The 18,558-nt window shown below is 73.5% G+C and carries 11 protein-coding genes and 2 pseudogenes; 5 read left to right on the forward strand and 8 right to left on the reverse strand.

The genetic code is table 11. The features are described 5' to 3' along the window. Positions 1-149: 149 nt before the first annotated feature. Positions 150-1,550 (forward strand): annotated as a pseudogene (locus ACIO6U_RS14105) (discoidin domain-containing protein); the annotation flags it as partial. 603 nt (positions 1,551-2,153) lie between these two features. Beyond that, positions 2,154-3,698, forward strand: a pseudogene (locus tag ACIO6U_RS14110) (glycoside hydrolase family 3 C-terminal domain-containing protein); the annotation flags it as partial. Positions 3,699-3,764: 66 nt separating this feature from the next. On the opposite strand, the gene ACIO6U_RS14115 reads toward ACIO6U_RS14110, so the two are convergent. After that, positions 3,765-5,225, reverse strand: a complete 1,461-nt coding sequence (locus ACIO6U_RS14115) for a SpoIIE family protein phosphatase (protein ID WP_391163172.1) — start codon at positions 5,223-5,225, stop codon at positions 3,765-3,767. A 281-nt stretch (positions 5,226-5,506) separates the two neighbouring features. Here ACIO6U_RS14115 and ACIO6U_RS14120 point away from each other — a divergent pair, with 281 nt between their 5' ends. Further along, positions 5,507-6,706, forward strand: coding sequence for a cytochrome P450 (locus ACIO6U_RS14120; RefSeq protein ID WP_401718751.1), 1,200 nt, complete (start codon positions 5,507-5,509; stop codon positions 6,704-6,706). 34 nt (positions 6,707-6,740) lie between these two features. Here ACIO6U_RS14120 and ACIO6U_RS14125 read toward each other — a convergent pair whose 3' ends face one another. From ACIO6U_RS14125 to ACIO6U_RS14140, 4 genes are all read right to left on the reverse strand, one after another. Then, positions 6,741-8,624 (reverse strand): ABC transporter ATP-binding protein, encoded by a 1,884-nt coding sequence (locus tag ACIO6U_RS14125; protein ID WP_401718754.1) that lies wholly within the window; start codon positions 8,622-8,624, stop codon positions 6,741-6,743. Beyond that, positions 8,621-10,336 carry an ABC transporter transmembrane domain-containing protein gene (locus tag ACIO6U_RS14130; protein ID WP_401718757.1) on the reverse strand — a complete coding sequence of 572 codons (1,716 nt, stop codon included), beginning with the start codon at positions 10,334-10,336 and terminating at the stop codon, positions 8,621-8,623. Before ACIO6U_RS14130 ends, ACIO6U_RS14125 begins: the two co-directional genes overlap by 4 nt. Positions 10,337-10,376: 40 nt before the next feature. After that, positions 10,377-11,276: a response regulator gene (locus tag ACIO6U_RS14135; protein WP_355341680.1), complete on the reverse strand. Its 900-nt coding sequence runs from the start codon at positions 11,274-11,276 to the stop codon at positions 10,377-10,379. A 130-nt stretch (positions 11,277-11,406) separates the two neighbouring features. Beyond that, complete coding sequence (locus ACIO6U_RS14140; RefSeq protein ID WP_401308351.1) at positions 11,407-12,066, reverse strand: TOPRIM nucleotidyl transferase/hydrolase domain-containing protein; 660 nt, start codon at positions 12,064-12,066, stop codon at positions 11,407-11,409. Positions 12,067-12,406: 340 nt separating this feature from the next. Here ACIO6U_RS14140 and ACIO6U_RS14145 point away from each other — a divergent pair, with 340 nt between their 5' ends. Further along, a complete protein-coding gene (locus ACIO6U_RS14145) occupies positions 12,407-13,354 on the forward strand; it encodes a N(4)-(beta-N-acetylglucosaminyl)-L-asparaginase (protein WP_401718761.1) in 948 nt (315 codons plus the stop codon). Further along, positions 13,351-14,181 (forward strand): M55 family metallopeptidase, encoded by an 831-nt coding sequence (locus ACIO6U_RS14150; RefSeq protein WP_355341672.1) that lies wholly within the window; start codon positions 13,351-13,353, stop codon positions 14,179-14,181. The genes ACIO6U_RS14145 and ACIO6U_RS14150 overlap by 4 nt, the downstream gene beginning before the upstream one ends. A gap of 184 nt (positions 14,182-14,365) precedes the next feature. Here the strand turns inward: ACIO6U_RS14150 and ACIO6U_RS14155 are convergent, their stop codons facing one another. The 3 genes from ACIO6U_RS14155 to ACIO6U_RS14165 form a co-directional block, all read right to left on the reverse strand. After that, complete coding sequence (locus ACIO6U_RS14155; protein ID WP_401718764.1) at positions 14,366-16,183, reverse strand: hypothetical protein; 1,818 nt, start codon at positions 16,181-16,183, stop codon at positions 14,366-14,368. 271 nt (positions 16,184-16,454) lie between these two features. Then, positions 16,455-17,789: an MFS transporter gene (locus ACIO6U_RS14160; protein WP_401718767.1), complete on the reverse strand. Its 1,335-nt coding sequence runs from the start codon at positions 17,787-17,789 to the stop codon at positions 16,455-16,457. After that, complete coding sequence (locus ACIO6U_RS14165) at positions 17,786-18,460, reverse strand: helix-turn-helix domain-containing protein (protein WP_401718770.1); 675 nt, start codon at positions 18,458-18,460, stop codon at positions 17,786-17,788. Before ACIO6U_RS14165 ends, ACIO6U_RS14160 begins: the two co-directional genes overlap by 4 nt. Between the last annotated feature and the right edge of the window lie 98 nt (positions 18,461-18,558).

An 18,558-nucleotide genomic window follows, 5' to 3' on the forward strand; every position in this document is an offset into this window, starting at 1 on the left:
CGCTCTCCGCCGTCATCTCCGGCCATTGTGCGACGAGTCCGGAGCAATTCGCAGCCGCCACCGTGGATGCCGCCGCCTGCCGCCCGTCGCCCGTCCGGCGACGGCCTCCACGGTGATCAGAGTCATCACACCCCCACGTGGAGATGCACATGAGCCTCCTGTCCACATTTCTGAGGTCCGTCAGACGGCGCAGACCGCTGGTGGCCGTCGCCCTCGCGGCGGCCCTGGCGACCGGCGGTGCCATCGGCACCACGACCGGTACCGCGCACGCGGCCGACACCCTGCTGTCCCAGGGCAAGACCGCCACCGCCTCCTCGACCGAGAACGCGGGCACCCCCGCCTCGGCCGCCGTCGACGGCGACGTCGGCACCCGCTGGTCCAGCGCGGCCGGTGACCCGCAGTGGCTCCAGGTCGACCTCGGCGCGTCGGCGACCATCAGCTCGGTCAGCCTCAACTGGGAGACCGCGTACGCCACGGCCTTCAAGATCCAGGTCTCCGACACCGGCACGACCTGGACCGACGCCTACTCGACCACGACGGGACCCGGCGGAAAGCAGACCCTTTCCGTAAACGCTTCCGGGCGCTATGTCCGGATGTACGGCACCGCGCGCGCCACCGGATACGGCTACTCCCTCTGGGAGTTCCAGGTCTACGGCTCGACCGGAGCCGCGGGCGGCACCTGCGGCACCGCCAACGCCGCGCTCAACCACCCGGCCACGGCGTCCTCCACGGAGAACGCGGGCACCCCCGCCTCCGCGGCCGTCGACGGCAACGCGGGCACCCGCTGGTCCAGCGCGGCCGGTGACCCGCAGTGGCTCCAGGTCGACCTCGGCTCCTCGCAGGCGGTCTGCAAGGTCGGTCTCACCTGGGAGGCGGCCTACGCGACCGCCTTCAAGATCCAGGTCTCGGACAACGGCACCACCTGGACCGACGTCTACTCCACCACCACCGGTACCGGCGGCACCCAGAACCTCACGGTCAGCGGCACCGGGCGCTACGTCCGGATGAACGGCACCGCGCGCGCCACCGGATACGGCTACTCCCTCTGGGAGTTCCAGGTGTACACCACCGGGAGCGGCGGGACCGGCGGCGGCACCGGGGGCACCACCACCCCGCCCACCAACGGCGGCGGCGGGGACTTCTCCGGCACGGTGATCTCCGCCTACAAGCAGGTGTCGGCCTCGTCGTACGAGGGCGGCAACGCCCCGGCCGCCGCTCTCGACGGCCGTACCACCACCCGCTGGTCCAGCCTCTCCACGGACAACGAGTGGATCCAGGTCGACCTCGGCAACATCGGCAAGATCAGCGGCATCGTGCTCAACTGGGAGTCGGCGTACGGCAAGGGCTACCACATCGACGTCTCGGACAACGGCACGGCGTGGACGCCGATCTACACCACGGCCAACGGCCCCGGCGGCATCGAGCGGCTGCCCGTCACCGGCCAGGGCCGCTACGTCCGGCTGACCGGCACGGCCCGCGCCACCGGATACGGCTACTCGCTCTGGGAGTTCCAGGTGTACGGCACGGTGGACAACTCCACCGCGACCCCGCCGCTGCTCTCGGCGCCCACCAAGGCCCCGGCCACGCTCAACCAGTTCGCGCTGTCCGCACCGGCCGACAAGGCCATGGTCACCAACACCCGGCGTCCCGCGCTGAGCTGGGCGGCCGTCGGCGGCGCCGCGCACTACGAGGTGTGGCTCAACATCAGCCGCACCGACTACGACTTCACCGCGTCGGGCAATCTGCTCGACCTCTACACCAAGGTCGCCGAGCCCACCGGCACCTCCTACACGCCGAGTTGGGACATCACCGACCGCTGGACGTACAAGTGGTTCGTCGTCTCGGTCAGCGGTTCGGGCGCGAAGACCACGTCCAACATCCGCACGTTCAGCGTCTACCTGCCCGACGTCAAGCAGGCGGCCGACGGCATCAGCATCATCAACGGCGCGCGGGACCTCAACAAGGACGGCTCCATCGAGCCGTACGAGGACTGGCGGCTGCCGGTCGACACGCGGGTCGGTGATCTCCTCGGGCGGATGACGCTGGAGGAGAAGGCGTTCCAGATGTTCTACAACGTCCAGTCGTACCCGATGTCCGGCTGGCACTTCGGACCGGCGCAACCCGCCGACCTGGACAACGTCCTGAAGTCCACGGCGGCCACCCGGCTGGGCATCCCGCCGGTCTCGGCCGGTGACACCACCGCCGGTTACCAGACCACGTATCCGTTGCAGAGCACCCTGGCGGCGGGCAAGGACTATCCGCTCGACTACAAGCTCGGCGACATGCAGCGCAAGGAGGAGCTGGAGGTCGGCGCGCGCGGCACGCTGTCCCCGCTGGCCGAGGTCGGCACGAAGGTTCTGTACCCGCGGATCCAGGAGGGCGGCGGCGAGAACGCCGACGTGGCGGCGGCCCAACTGCGGGCGCTGGTGGCCGGTTTGCAGGGCGGCCCGGAGCTGAACCCCGGCTCGGTGCTCGCCACCGTCAAGCACTGGCCCGGTGAGGGCGCGGGCGGCGAGGCCGGCATCGTCTACGACGGGGTCACGATCAAGTACCACATGATCCCGTTCAAGGCCGCGATGGAGGCGGGCGCGGTCAACATCATGCCCGGCTACGCGGGCAGTTCGTATCTCGACCCGGGCGGTCCCGGCGCGGGCGACAGCGCGAAGATCCTCACCTACCTGCGGCAGAATCTCGGCTACACCGGTCTGATCACCACGGACTGGCTGCCGTCGACGGCCTGGATCAACGCGGCCAACGCGGGCTCCGACGTGATGGGCGGCGCCGACCCGGGCGCTGCCGACTTCACCATGGCGAGCTTCGAGAACAGCGTGCCGCTGGCCCGGATCAACGACGCGGTCACGCGCATCCTGAAGCTCAAGTTCGAGCTGGGCATCTTCGACCACCCGTACGGCGACCCGGTCAACGGCCCGTACCGCTTCCACCAGCCGAGCTACACGGCGCTGGCCAACCAGGCGTCGCGGGAGTCCAACACGCTGCTGAAGAACAACGGTGTGCTGCCGATCAGGCTCAACTCCGGTGACAACATCGTGGTAGCGGGTCCGCGGGCGACCGACGGCGCCGCGTGCTGCATCTGGTCCAGCTACTTCCACCCGGACTACGGCTCGCTGACCGTGCTCGACGCGATCAAGGCGAGAGCGGCGACGGCCGGTGTCAACGTCTACCAGGACACCGGACCGGCCCCGAAGCTCGCGGTCGTGGCGGTCGGCGAACCGTCGTACACCCACGCCACCTCGTGGCCCGACACCCAGCCGTATCTCCCGGCGGACCAGCTCGCCCTCATCCAGAATTTCAAGAACCAGGGAATTCCGGTGGTGGTCGTGCTGACCCTGCCCCGACCCATCGTCATGAGCGACTGGAACAACCTGGCCGACGCCATCGTGGTGACCTACCGCGGCGGTGAGGAGGTCGGACCGGCGACGGCCAGCCTGCTCTTCGGCGACTACACCCCGCGCGGCAAGCTGCCCTGGCAGCTGCCCAGAAGCCTCGACCAGGTGCTCAAGCCCGGTGGCGGCGACAATCAGGCGGACGCCAACGAGGCGTGGGACCTGCCCTACGACCTCGGCGCCACCGCGGCCGAGCGGGCCGACATCCGGGCGAAGATCGACGCCGGTCAGACGGTGCCGACGACGTACGGGAATCCGCTCTACCCCTACGGTGCCGGTCTGACGAGCTGGTAGACCGCACCGGTTCGTGAGATCGCAGCGCCCCTCGTCGGCTTCCGGCCGACGGGGGGCGCTGCCCGTTCAGGCCCCGCTCAGGGCTGGGACGTGCTGCTCGACCCAGATCGTCTTGCCGTCCTCGCTGTAGCGCGTCCCCCAGCGGTCGGCGAGCTGCCCGATGAGGTAGAGGCCGCGCCCGCCCTCGTCCAGGAGTTGGGCGTGCCGCATGTGCGGCGAGGTGTCGCTGCCGTCGGAGACCTCGCAGATGAGCCCCGCGTCCCTGATCAGCCGGAGCGAGACCGGGCCGCGGGCGTGGGTGACGGCGTTGGTGAGCAGTTCGCTGACCACCAGTTCGGTGGCGAAGGCGTGGTCGGACAGGCCCCACTCCTCCAGCCGGGCCATGACAGCGGCGCGGGCGGCCGGGACGCTCTCCGGGAGCGCGGGGTACTCCCAGCTCGCGACGTTCGCGCCGTCCAGGGTCCTGGTGCGGGCCAGCAGCAGCGCCACGTCGTCGTCGTGTTCCGCGGGCAGCCCCGACCAGACGCGGTCGCACAGCGCGTCGAGGCTGTCGGTGGCGGGCAGCAGGGCCCGCGCGAGGGCGGCGACGGCCGCGTCGGTGCCCTGGTGGCGCAGGTCGAGCAGGCCGTCGGTGTAGAGCGCCACGACCGTGCCCTCGTCGAGGGTGAGGGTGCTGCTCTCGAAGGGCGTGCCGCCGACGCCGAGCGGCGGATTCTCCGCGAGCCGCTGGAATTCCACCCGGCCGTCCGGGTGGACGAACGCGGGCGGGGTGTGGCCCGCGCTGGCCACCGTGCACTGCCGCGAGATGGGGTCGTAGACCATGTACAGGCAGGTGGCGCCCAGCTCGCGGTCCGCGTCGTCGTCGGCGAGGCGTACCGCCAGGTCGTCCATGCGGGAGAGCAGTTCGTCGGGCGCGAGGTCGAGGTCGGCGAGGGTGTGCACGGCGGTACGCAGCCGCCCCATCATCGCCGCGGCGTGGATGCCGTGGCCCACCACGTCCCCCATGACGAGCGCGACCCGTGTGCCGGACAGCGGGATCACGTCGAACCAGTCGCCGCCGACGCCCGCCGCGGTGTCGGCGGGCACGTAGCGGTAGCTGGCGTCCACGGCGCTGTTGCGCGGCACCTTGTGCGGCAGCAGACCCTGCTGGAGCCCCAGGGCGATGTCGCGGCTGCGGGTGAGCTGCTGCGCCCTGACCCTGGCCTGGCTGATCAGGACGGCGACCACGGCGGAGGCGGCGAGGAACGCCAGCTTGACCAGCCACAGGTCGGTGCCCTCGGTCAGCCAGTGCCGCAGCGAGGCGTACATCGCGACGGTGAGGGCGCCGAGGACGGCGGTGACGGTGACCGAGTGCACCGCGGCGGCCAGGAAGGGCACGACCGCCAGGGCCAGCCCGAAGTGACCGTCGGGGGCGGTGCCGACGATGGCGGAGCCCGCTCCGACCAGCACGGCGGAGGGCACGACACGCGCGACGCGAGCGAGCAGGCGGCCGGATACGCGCGGCCCCCCTGCGTACACGACGTCCATTCCGGCCCACTTTCGGTTCGGCACGGCGCTGTCCCGCAGCCCGAGCCCATGACAAAAGCCTACGTCACAGACGTATCCGGTGATCCTGGACAGCGGTGGGGCGGGAGAACACGCGGGATACGGATGAGGCGCGCGCCGGGGCCAGGGGCGGGATCGCGCCGATCTCCCGGCGGGAAGCCCCGAACACGCGGTGCGACGGCCCGTGACGCCGTAACGTCCCCTCGGCACGCTGCCCAGCCTCCGGCCGGACTCCCGGCCGCTGTCCCCCGGGGAGGACACGTATGACCACGGACGCCGTCGTCGATCTCGGCGCGCTCGGCGAGGAGTTCAGACGCGACCCGTATCCGGTCTACGCGGAGCTGCGCGCGCGGGGGCCGGTCCACCGGGTGGTGATCCCCGAGGGCCACGAGGCGTGGCTGGTCGTCGGGTACGAGGCGGGCCGCGCGCTCCTCAACGACGCCCGGCTGTCGAAGGTGTGGTCCAACGCGGCGCCGGAACTGGGAGTGCGGACGGTGGCGTCCGGCCTGTCCATGCTCAGTACCGATCCGCCGGTGCACAGCAGGCTGCGCAAGCTGGTGGCGCGGGAGTTCACCCCCCGCCGGGTGGACGCGATGGCGCCGCGGGTCCAGGCGCTCGCGGACGGCATGCTGGACGCGATGGCGAAGGAGCCCTCGCGCCGCGGCGACCTGGTGGAGTCGCTGGCCTTCCCGCTGCCGATCTCGGTCATCTGCGATCTGCTCGGCGTGCCCTTCATGGACCGCGAGCAGTTCAGGGCCTGGTCGAACATCGCGCTGTCCACCTCGTCGGCGCGGGCCAGGGCGGACGCGGCGGACGCGATGAACGACTTCCTCGTCCGCCTGGTCGCCGACAAGCGCGAGCGGCCGGGCGACGATCTGATGAGCGCCCTGATCCACACCGCGGACGAGGACGGCGACCGGCTCAACGCCGAGGAGCTGCTGGGCATGGCCTGGGTGCTGCTGGTCGCGGGCCACGAGACCACGGTCAACCTGATCTCCAACGGGGTCCTGGCCCTGCTCACCCACCCCGAGCAGCTCGCCGCGCTGCGCGCCGACCCGGAAGGTCTGATGGAGGGCGCGGTCGAGGAGATCCTGCGCTACGACGGCCCGGTGGAGACGCCCACCTACCGCTTCTCGACCGCTCCGGTCGAGGTGGGCGGCACGGTGATCCCCGGTGACGGGCGCTTGGTGCTGGTCGCGCTCGCCGACGCCGACCGCGACCCCGCGCGCTTCCCCGACCCCGACCGCTTCGACATCCGCCGCGACGCCCGGGGCCACATCGCCTTCGGGCACGGCATCCACTACTGCCTGGGCGCGCCGCTGGCCCGCCTGGAGGCCAGGATCGCGCTGCGCGGCCTGCTGGACCGCTTCCCCGCCCTGGCGCTCGACGCGGACCCGGCCGGGCTCCAATGGCGCGGCGGCCTGCTCATCCGGGGTCCCGAGCGGCTGCCGGTGCGCTGGTGACACCGCCCCCGAGTGGCCCGCCGGTGACGGCGGGCTACTCGCCGTGCCAGGAGTGCCACAGCGCCGCGTAGCCGCCGCCGGCCGTGACCAGCTCGTCGTGGGTGCCCAGCTCGGTGACGACCCCGGCCTCCATGACGGCGACGCGGTCCGCGTCGTGGGCGGTCTGGAGCCGGTGGGCGATGGCGATGACGGTGCGGCCCTCCAGCACGGTCGCCAGCGCGCGTTCCGTGCTGCGGGCGGTGGCCGGGTCCAGCAGGGCGGTGGCCTCGTCCAGGATCACCGTGTGCGGGTCGGCGAGGATCACCCGCGCCAGCGAGAGCTGCTGCGCCCTGGCGCCGTCCAGGTGGCGGCCGTCGCCGCCCAGGCGGGTGTCGAGGCCGTCGGGCAGGTCGTCGGCCCAGCCGGTGTCGACCGCGTCCAGCGCGGCGCGCAGCTCCTGGTCGGTGGCGGCGGGCCGGGCGATCAGCAGATTGTCGCGCAGCGTGTCGCGGAAGACGTGGTGGTCCTGGGTGACCAGCACGATCTGGCGGCGCAGGCGGTCCGGCGGCAGGTCGGCGACCGGCACACCGCCCACGGTGACCGAGCCCGCCCGCGGCCGGTCGATCCCGGCCAGCAGCCGGCCGAGCGTCGACTTCCCCGCGCCCGAGGGACCGACGACGGCCAGCCGCTCCCCCTGCCGCACGTCGAGGTCCACGCCGTGCAGGATGTCGCCGACGTGGTCGTAGGAGTAGCGGACGCCGCTGACCTCGATCCGGTCGTCGGCCGGTACCGCGTCGGCGTCGGTGCGCGTACGCGGCAGCATGTCCAGGCCCTCGACCCGCGCGTACGAGGCGCCGCTGCTCTGCAACAGCTCGACCCGCATCAAGATCGTGTCCAGCGGCCCGACGAGCTGCCGCAGGTAGACCGCGGAGGCGACGACCGTGCCGAGCGAGACACCGCCGTGGTCGTACAGCGCGCCGCCGACGAGCAGCACGCCGAGGACGGGCAGCGCGTACGAGATGTCGACGCTCGGGAAGTACACCGAGCGCAGCCACAGGGTGCCGAGGCGGGCGCGTCCGGCGCCGGCGATGGCCGCCTCCGCCGTGGCGATCCGCCGCTCCTGGAGGCCGAGGGCCTCGACGGTACGGGCGCCGCCCGCGGTCGCCGCGAGGACTTCGGCGAGTACGGAGTTGGCCGCGCCCTCGGCGAGGTACGCGGTCCGCGCGCGGCGCAGGTACCAGCGGGTGGCGACCGCGATCACCAGCAGGCAGGACAGCCCGCACAGGCCGAGCAGCGGGTCGAGCACGAGCACGGCGACGATGATGAACAGCGCCTGCATGGTGGCGATCAGCACGGTCGGCACGTCGCTGCGCAGCGTCGTCGCCACGACGTCGATGTCCGTGGTGCCGCGCGCCGCGAGGTCGCCGGTCGGCGCGTGTTCCACGACGGCGGCGGGCAGCGCGAGCGTACGGTCCACGAAGCGCTCGCGGATCCGCGCGGCGGCGCGCTCGCCGAACTGGGCCGCGAGGTTGAGCGCGTAGCGCGACAGCACCGTCTGGACGACCGTTGCGACCACGATGGCCACCGCCAGCCGGTCCACGGTGGACACCGCGGCGTGGCCGGTCGAGCCCCTGACTGTGTCCACGATCCGGCCCAGCAGCCACGGGCTGACGAGGCCGGCCGCGGCGGCCAGCGCGTTGAGGCCGAGGACCGCGGAGAACGCGCGCTTGTCGGCGGCGAGCTCGCCGACGGCGGCGCGCCGCACCCGCTCCTGGTCGGCGACGGGGAGCGCGGCGGACAGGGCGGCGGGCGCCTGCCCGGCGGGCGGCTCCCCCGGCGCGGTCAGGACTTTGGTACCGGCGGCAGGGCGCGGGACGGGGACGCCGTCCCGCCGGGACGGTTCGGTGTCCGCCGCGGGCGGGTCGCTCGGCGCGGTCATCGGATCGCCTCTTCCTGTGCGCCGCGCGAGACCAGCGCGCGGTAGCCGGGCTCGGTGTTCAGGAGTTCGTGGTGCGGGCCGACCGCGACCGCGCGCCCTTCGACGAGGTAGACGACCTCGTCGGCCCGGTCGAGCACCAGCGGCGAGGTGGTGGTGACCACCGTCGTCCGGCCGGTGCGCGCGGCGCGCAGCCCGGTGGCCATCGCGGCCTCGGTGTGGGTGTCCACCGCGGAGGTGGGTTCGACGGCCAGCAGCACTTCGGGGTCGGCGCAGACCGCGCGGGCCAGCCGGAGCCGCTGGCGCTGGCCGCCGGAGAGATTGCGGCCGCCCGCGCTGAGGGAGGAGTCGAGGCCCGCGGGCAGCGCGTCCACGATGTCGGTGGCCGCGGCCGTGCGGATCGCGGCGCGCACGGTGGCGTCGTCCGGGTCGGCGCGGCCCGAGACGGCCTCGCGGACGGTGCCGCTGAAGAGCGCGGCATCGTTGTCGGCGACCAGGACGCGCTCGCGTGTCTCGCGCAGCGCGACGGTGTCGAGCCGCAGGGCGCCCCACTCGGCGTCGGAGGCGGCGAAGCGGCCGAGGCGTTCCACGACGGCGGCGGTGTCGGCGGGGCGGGCGGAGGCGAGCGCGGTGAGGACGCCGGGGCGGACGACGACGCCGGAGAGCGGGTCGCGCAGCGCGGCGGGCGACGGCGGGGCGGCCGCCGGGTGCGCGCCGTCGGACTGTTCCGGCGTCAGGGCGAGGAAGCCGGTCACGCGGCGGGCGGCGACCAGCGCGCGGGCCACGTCGTTGCCGCCCTCGATGAAGAAGAAGACCGGGACGACGAGCATGGCCGCGTAGCCGTACACCGCGACCAGTTCGCCGATGGCGAGCGAGCCGTCGGCCGCCATGCGCGCGGCGAGCCAGGTGACCAGGGCGAGGAAGAGGGCGGGCAGCCCGACGGCGAGCGCGCCGACCCAGCTGGTGACGGAGCCGACCCGGTAGCCCTGGTCGCGCAGCGCCTGCGAGCGGCGGCGGTAGCGGGCCGCGTAGACGTCCTTGCCGCCGAGGCCGTTGAGCACGGGCAGCCCGGTCGCCACGTCGACCAGCAGCGCGGTCAGTTCGCCCTGCTCGTCGCGGTAGCCGGTGCCGACCCGCTGGAGGCGGCGTTGCAGCGGGCCGACGGTGACGGCGACCATCGGCACACCGGCCAGCACCACGAGGGCGAGCAGCGGCGAGATGGACAGCAGCACGGCGGCGACCGCCAGATACGAGACGGCCGCGCCGATTCCGGGCCCGGTGACGGTCAACGACTGGGCGATCACCATGACATCGGCCATCCCGATCGCCACCACCTCGCCCGCGCTCATCCGGTGCGGCAGCGTGGCGCCCAGTTCGGTGGCCCGCCGGACGGTGGCGCGTACGACGCGGAAGGAGGCGTCCATCCGCACCTTGGTCATGGTGCGGTGCCGGGCGATGCCGATGAACGCGTTGAGCACCCCGACGCCGAACATCGCCGCGGCCCAGCCGAACAGCGCGGTGTGGTCGCGCGGTCGGAGACCGTCGTCGACGGCGCGGGAGAGCAGATAGGGCGGTACGGCCAGGCCGAGCATCCACACGGTGCCGAGGGTCGCCCCGGCCGCGACCCGGCCGGGCTGGTTCCTGACCAGCCACAGCAGGAAGCGGACAGGGCTTCGGATGTCCCCCGGGGTGGGTGGGGAGAAAGTGTCGGCCATTCCCGCACCCTATGCGGGGGTGCGGGACGGGTCCGAGCGGTTATTCGCCGGGCGCGGGCAGCGTGGCGGAGGTCTCCAGGAAGAAGGCGTCGATGCGCTGCACGGCCTCAAGGAAATCGTCCAGATTGACCGGCTTCGTCACATACGCGTTGGCGTGCTTCTGGTAGGCGTCGGCGATGTCGTCCGGCGCCGCCGAGGTGGTCAGCACGACCAGCGGAATGGAGCCCAATTCGTCGTCGTCCCGCAGGACGGCGAGGAATTCGCGGCCGTTCATGCGCGGCATGTTGAGGTCGAGCACGATCAGGTCGGGGCGCTCGTGCTCCGGGTCGCGCAGGTACTCCAGCGCCTCGATGCCGTCGCCGACGTGCGAGAGCTGCCGGGTCATGCCGCCCTCGGACAGCGCGTCCTCGATGAGCAGGGCGTCCGCGGGGTCGTCCTCGACCAGCAGGACGCTGTATGTGCGGCGCGGGGTGAGGGCGTTCATCGGGTCGCTCCTGATCATGAGGGGCCTCGAGGGGGGATTCGAGGTGAAGACGAGTCCTGGCCAGCGCCGCCGGGCGCCCTGCCGGGTGATGCCCCACGCCTGGCCGAGCCGCGGGTAGTTCGCGCCGAGCCGGACCGCGGCCGCGGCCTCCTGCGCCGCGCACCGGTCGACGGCACGCATGAGATGGGCCAGCACGCGCAGCCGGTTCAGCGGCGCGGCGGCGGGCTCGGGGTGCTGCCCCCACGACGTGTCGCCCGGCGCCAACTCGTCGAATCGCGCGGCCAGTTCACCGACGAGGTCGCGTACGGCGGCGTCGGTCAGGCCGGTCATGGCCCGCTCGACGGAAGCGGTGGGCTCAGCGGCTCGACCGGGTCCCGCGGCCTCGGCGGGAGGGGCGGGGACGGCCGCGGACTGCTCCCGGCCGCCTGGTTCGGTGGCCGTCACGGGGATCGGCATGCTCCGCATCCTAGGGAGGAGATCGACATCATGACAACATTGGTTGTCCAGGGGCGCGGGCACGGAGGGCGTGCGGACGCGACGAATCCGTCACCGTATGCGTGGCTCTGTCCGCAGGAGCGGTGCGCGGTCAGATGTGCGCGAGCAGCCCGTCCAGCGGGCGCGGGACCTGGTGCGGCTCCAGCGCGTCGACCAGCGCGTGCGCGTACTGCGACTTGCGTCCGCTGTGGGTGCCGATGAAGCGCCGGAGCTGGCGGTCGACCGGGCGCTCACGCTGCGCGGGCTGCTTCTGGAAGATCCGGAAGGAGCGCGCCTCGCCCAGTTCGGCCGCGACCTCCCGTACCGCGTCGGTGCCCAGGGACCGGATCAGTTCCTCCTCCAGGTCCGCGACGCAGACGTGGAAGCCGAGCGCCTCCATCTGCGGACGGTCGCGGGGCGAGCCGACGCCCGCGCGGTCCAGGGCGCGCAGGAAGTAACCCTCCTCCGCCTCGTCGCACAGGCCCGCCAGCGCCAGGTCGAGCCCTTCGGGGCCGACCAGGCTCAGGAAGCGTCCGATGCTCATGGCGCCGCCGAGCGGCACGACGACCGTTCCCTCGGCGGCCAGGTCCCGGCCGCGCCGGACCGCGAGCGCCTCGACCGCCGCCTGGTCGCTGGTCCCCTCTACCAGCACCGCGGTCCTCACGTGCGTGGCCGCGGCCAGCTCGCGCGCCGCCGCCTCGGCCGCCGCGGCTCCCGTACCGCCCGCGGCCCACTCCACCACCGCCAGGCCGAAGCGCGTCATCGTGTCCACGCGGCCCAGTCTCCCCCCGGTGCGCGGCGGGCCCCGCATGGTTTTTCACGGCGGACGGCGGCCCCGGAGGGGTCCCGGCGCGGTCCTGGTCGGAGCGACCGGCGGGGTCCCGGTCGGAGCGCGGGCGGAGCGCGGGCGGAGCGTGGGACCGGGGCCCGCCCAAGGTCCCTTCCCCGGTCCCGGCGAGGCCGGGTACCGCGGCGCGGGCGGCTGGTGCCAGACTGCGCAGACGTCCGGCGCTGCGTATACGCGGGCGCGTATACGCAGGTCGGACGGGCGAAGCGGCGGGAACCCCCACACGACGGGGGCTCCGGCCGGTCAGGCACAGGACAGGAGGAACATGCCCGAAGCGGTGATCATCGGCAGTGAGCGCAGCGAGGTCGGACTGCCGACCGGGATGGACGTGCTGCGGCGCGGCGGCTCGGCGCTGGACGCGGTCGAGGCCGCGATGCGCCGCTGCGAGGACAATCCGGCGGACCATTACGTGGGCACCGCGGGACTGCCCAACGCGCAGGGCGTGGTGGAGCTGGACGCCTCCCTGATGCTGGGCTCCGGGCGGCAGTTCGGCGCGGTGGGCGCGCTCAAGGGGTACCCGAACCCGATCTCGGTGGCCCGCGCGGTGCTGGAGAGACTGCCGCAGCACAGCCTGCTGGTCGGCGAGGGCGCCGCGCTGTTCGCGCGGGAGTGCGGCTTCGACACCGCGGACCTGCTGACCGACGCCTCGCGCGAGCAGTGGCGCAAGCAGGTCGCCGACTCCCAGGAGTCGGTGGAGGGTGAGAACACCGCGGCGACCGACGGCGACGCCCGCTACCGGGAGAGCGCGCTCGCGCTGATCCGCCGGCTCGCCCCGCACGGCGGCCCCTGGGGCACGATCAACATCATCGCGCTGGACGCGTCGGGCGAGATGTGCGTCGGGGTCTCGACCTCCGGCTATCCGTACAAGTACCCCGGCAGGGTCGGCGACTCCGCGCTGCCCGGCGCGGGCAACTGGTGCGATCTGCGCTCCGGTGGCGCCGCCTGCACCGGCCGCGGCGAGCTGAGCATGCGCGGCGGCACCGCCCGTACGATCGTCGACCTGCTGGCGGCGGGGCTCGACCCGTCCGACGCGTGCCGGGACGCGCTCGCCGACGCGGCCACCCTGCCCGACGAGTTCCGCTCCGAGCTGCGCGCGCTGGCCCTGACCCCCGACGGCAGGCACGGCGGCGCGGCCGGACAGGAGGGCAGCGTCTACGCGTTGATGAGCGACGCGTCGACCGAGCCCGAATTCCGCCCCCGGACCGTGCTGTGAAGATCTTCGTCTCCTCCGACATGGAGGGCACGGCGGGCGTCGTCGACTGGTCGCAGTGCCGTCCTGGGCAGCCCGAGTACGCGTACTACCGCACGCTGCTCCAAGCGGAGGTCAACGCCTCGATCGAGGGCGCGGAAGCGGGCGGCGCGAACGCGTTCCTGGTCAACGACTCGCACTCCACGATGGCCAATCTGCGCCCGGACGAACTGGCCGGGCGGGCCCGCTATCTGTCCGGCCGCCACAAGCCGCTGTACATGATGCAGGGCCTGGACTCCTCGTACGACGGGGTCTTCTTCGTCTCGTACCACGGCTCGATGTCGGGCGAGCGGGCCACGCTGTCGCACACGTACAACCCGGCGGCGATCAGCGAGGTGCGGCTCAACGGGGTCGTCGCGGGCGAGAGCGGGATCAACGCGCTGGTCGCGCTCGGGCACGGGGTGCCGGTGCTGCTGGTCACCGGGGACGCGACGACGGCCGCCGAGCTGGAGCCGTTCTGTCCCGGCGCGGTGGGCGCGGTCGTGAAGTCGTCGGTGTCGCGGTTCGCGGCCGACAGCCTGCACCCGGAGGAGGCGCGCGAGGTGATCCGGGACGCCGCCCGCAGGGCGGTCGAGGGGCTGCCGTCGGCGGCCCTGCCGGACATCGCGCTGCCCGCGACGCTGACGGTGCGGATGCGCAATCCGGACCTGGCGGAGATGGCGACCTGGATCACGGGCGTCGAGCGGGACCCGGCGGACGCGGTGACGGTACGGATGACCGACGAGGATCCGGTGCGGCTTTACCGCACCTTCGTGACCGTCGTGCTGCTGACGCGCGGCATCGCGGAGTGACGACGGCGGGGCCCGGTCGTCCGGGCCCCGCCGTGTCCGCGCGGGTCGCGGGCCGTCAACCGCCCACGGCCTACTGGTTCGGAAGCACGCGCCTCGGAACCTCAGGTCGCGGAAGCTCAGGTCTCGGAAGCTCGCGCCTCAGAAGCCCGCGCCTCAGAAGCCCGCGCCTCGGAAGCCGGGCGCCTCAGAAACTCAGCGCCGAATCGCGCACCACATAGGCGCACTCCGTGTAGATGTAGCCGCTGCGGAGCTTGACCGTGTCGCTGCCGGGCGTCGCGGAGTCGCCGGAACTGGTCGACTTGTGCAGGAAGTACGTGGTGCCGACCGGCAGATTCAGCGTCTTCTTCGGGTAGTTCCTGCCGCTGTTGTTGCACGCCGAGGTCTGCGCCGACGCCTGGCTGGAGTACGTCTTGCAGGCGCCGCAGCCCTTGAGCGTGAAGCTGCCGGTCACCGGTCCGGTGAACAGCACCTCGACCTGGTCGGGGCTGTCGTTGCTGACCGTCACGGAGATGCTGCCGCCGGAATCCTTGGTCGGCATGCGCTTGCCCGCGGCGGGCACCGTCACGGCGACCTCGGCGGCGATGGCGAGCTTCTTGGCGTACGCGGTGTTCTTGTCGCGCGGGTACTTCTTCACGAAGTCGCGGATCTTGTCCAGCGCGCTGCTGAAGTCGCCGCCCTTGTACTCGTGGACGGCGCAGGTGTAACTGCCCGACTGCACATAGGTGTCGGCCCGGCGGGCGTCCTTGTCGAAGGCCGCGGCCACGCCCGCGTCCCCGCCCTTGAGGTTGCCCGCGCGCACGCCGAGGGCGCGCACCTTGTCGGTGGCCGCGCACGGGTCGCCGCCGTTCAGGTCCCTGGCCGCCGCGTCGATGGTCGACTTGAAGGCGGGCTCGACCTTCGCCGCCTGCGGCGACTTGGGGTACGTGGAGAGCAGGTCGCTCAGATACCCGTCCTTCGCCTCCGCGCCGCTCGCGTCGGCCAGGTCGGCCGTACCGCACGCGTACAGCGAGGTCGCGAGCCGGTCGTCCGGCCATCCGGTCAGCGTGCCGAGGGCCTTCTTGTCGAAGTGCTCGGGCACGGTCCGCAGGTACTTCAGCGGCTCGATGGCGTCGCAGTACCTCTTCTGCTCGTAGGGCGTGCCGACCGCCGTGTAGTACGTGGTCAGCCGGTCGGGTACGCGCTTGGCGGCGCGGGAGCCGCCGTGGTGGTCGCTGAGGTCGCGGTACGCGGCCAGCGCCGTGGTGTAGTCGGTGCGCGCCTCGTCGAACGGCTTGCTCTTGGCCGCCTGGACGAGCTGGTCGGCGGTGTCGAGGCGGTCGAGCAGCATCTTCTGGGTGGCCTCGTCGCGCGCGCCGTCGTAGTAGACGACGCCGCCGACGGGCGCGGCGAGCAGCACGAGGCCGAGCACGATCGCGACGGGCGTCCGCGGCGGCCAGGACAGCGGGGTGCGCAGGCCGCGATAGGCGCCGTGCGCGGCCGCGAGGACGAGGAAGACGGCGTAGGCGACGACGACGCCGCCGGACACGCCGTCCGCCGTCGCGGGCAGCGCGACGAAGAGCAGGACGCCGGTCGCGACCAGGCAGGCCGCCGTGGCCAACCAGCGGCGGGTCAGCGCGTAACCGATGCCGAGGCCGCTGAGATTGAGCAGGCCGACGGCGACGGCCCGCAGCGCGTTCGCCGGGGCGGGCGGCGGCGCCGGTGGTGCGGGCGGGCCGGCCGGGAACCCGGGCGCGTAGCCGGACGGATATCCGGACGGGATGCCGGGCGGCGCGGCGGGCTGCCGCGGCAGCCAGGCCGGTGGCGCGGGCGGCGGCGGGGGCCCGAAGCCCTCCGGCGCGCCGCCGCTGCCCGGTGTGCCGCTGCCGCTCGGCGTGTCGCCGGCGCTCGGCGTACTGCCCGCGCCTGGTGTGCCGTCAACGCCCGGCGCGTCGGCGCCGTCCGGTCTCCCGCCGCCGCCCGGCGTACCGCTGGCGTCCGCTCCGTCCCGCTGGTCCCAGGTCATGGCGAATTCCCCCCTGCTCCTGCGCGGACGGGATCACCGCCCGTCGCGCTTCCCCACCCCACCGCGGGCGCGCCCGTGCGTCCGGCCGCTGGAGGACAAGACGCGGGTGCCGACGCGGCAGTTCCCGCTCGGCGCGGGACACGCGCGTACCCGCCCGTGCGGTATGCGTACTCTTCTGCGCGTGCGCGCACAGCTCCGCGTGCTGCTGTACGTGCCGCTCCGTGTACGGCCAGTATCGGGGGCCGGGGGCATACGCCACAAGCGAGTTGGATCACACCCCGTGCGGGGTCCCGAGGCCGACGCGGCGCAGCGTCGTGGAGGCGAGGGCGACGGACGCGGCCAGAAGACAGACGGCGGCGAAGGCCGCGAAGAGAACCCCGGAGCCCCAGGCGGCGACGGTGAGGCCGACCGCGGGGAAGAGGACGGGGGCGAGCCCGAGGGCGCACAGGGTGGTGACGGCGGTGACGCGGCCGAGGTAGCGGGGTTCGGTGACGGTCTGGACGAGAGCGCCGGTGAGCGTCGAGGTGAGGCCGCTGCCGACGCCGACGACCGCGCCGAGCACGACGGCGGACGCCAGCGTGGGGGCATAGCCGAGAGCCGCGGTGCCCGCCGCGGTGAGGAGCAGGGCGCAGAACATCACCAGTCCCGCGCGAGGCGGTCCCGACCCGACGGTGAGCAGCATGGCGGCGCCCGCCGCGCCGACGCTGAAGGCGCTCGCCACCCATCCCATGCCGGAGGCGCCCCAGCCGCGCTCGTCGGCGAGCAGGACGAGACCGGCGGCGACCGGTCCGCTGAAGCACATCTCGCTGAGGCCGACCACCACGACCAGCGGGCCGAGCAGCGCGTGCCGCCGTATGTACCGCAGCCCTTCGGCGGACTCCCGCAGCAGGGAAGGGCGTTCGCTCTCCCGTACGGCGACGGGTTCCGCCGTCCGCACCGTCAGCAGCAGAGCCAGCGAGGCGGCGAACAGGAGGCCTGCGGCGGTGAAGGCGCCCGCCGCGCCCCCGGCGGCGAGGACGACGCCCGCGAGCAGCGGGCCGACGGCGTTGCTCAGCCGGATGGACAGTCCGCGCATCCCGTTGACCCGCGCGAGCTGATCGTGGGTGGTGATGCGCGGCGGGAGCGCGCCGACGGCGGGCATGAACACCGCGTCCACGACGCCGAAGACCAGCGCCACGGGGACCAGCAGCCACAGGCCCGGCGTGGTCGCGACGAGCATCAGGGCGGCGGCGAGGATCACCGCGCAGCGGGTGGCGTCGCTGGCGACGGCGATCTTGCGGGGGCCGAAGCGGTCGGCGACCGCTCCCCCGCCGAGCATCAGCACGGCCCGTGGCAGGGCGCCCGCCGCGATCACCAGGCCGACCTGGGAGGGTCCTGCCACGCGGGTGGCCGCCCAGGTCAGGGCGAGGAAGTACAGCAGGTCGCCGGTGACGGACGCGGTGTACGCGGTCAGCCAGCGCAGCACATTCGCGTCGCGGTAGGCGGGCGGCGCGACCGGGTCCGCCGCCCTCTCCACACGCTCAGCCGTGCCCGCCGTGCCCGCCCGCCCCGCCGTCTCTGTCGCCTCCGCCGTGCCCGCCGTCCCCGCCGCTTCCTGTCCGCTCATACGCCACCCGCGTCCGGCCGCGCGGCCGACGGCGCGACCGCGCCCGGCACGGGGAAGACCTGGAACTGGAAGGCGACCGGCACCTCGCCTTCCGCGGGCCGCTCCGCCTGCTCCGCCCGCTCCGCCTCCTGCCGGTGGCGGGCGAAGACCTCGAAGATCTCCGCCTTCACGCGACCGGCCCGCTCGGGCGTGAGCCGCAGGACGAAGTCGGCGTACGCGCTGACGTCGAGCCATTCGCGCGGGAGCAGCGGGATCTCGTCGGCGGCCCTGCGCAGCCGGTCGGCCCCGGCGAGGGCGACGGCGTGCGCGTACGGGCGGCCCGCCTCGCGTTCCTCCGGCGGCCCGCCCGCCGGGTCGTGCTGCGACTGGCGGTGCGCGGCCCGCCACCACCGCTCGCGCCCGGTGCCTCGCCCCGGCTCCTCCACGATGAGCCCGCCGAGGGCGAGCCGCCGCAAGTGGTAGCTGGCGGAGCCGGGGTTGATGCCCAGTTCGTCGGCGACGCGGGTCGCGGTGGACGGCCCGCGCTGGCGCAGCATCGTCAGCACATTGATCCGCAAGGGGTGCGCGAGCAGGCGCAGCGCGGCGGTGTCGAGCCGTACGTCCGCCGCGGGTCCCGGCACGGAGGGCACCGACGGGGACGGGGTCGGCGCGGGCGGGGAGTCGTCGGTCATGCCCAGCACCCTAAACCCACAACAGTTGTTTCGAAAGAGTTGTTGTGACAGTGCCGGGCCGGACCGCGCGCCGCCCTCCCCCGTCAGACCGTCGCCGC

Origin of the sequence: Streptomyces sp. NPDC087422 (assembly GCF_044744145.1) — a bacterium.
Taxonomy (GTDB): Bacteria; Actinomycetota; Actinomycetes; order Streptomycetales; family Streptomycetaceae; genus Actinacidiphila.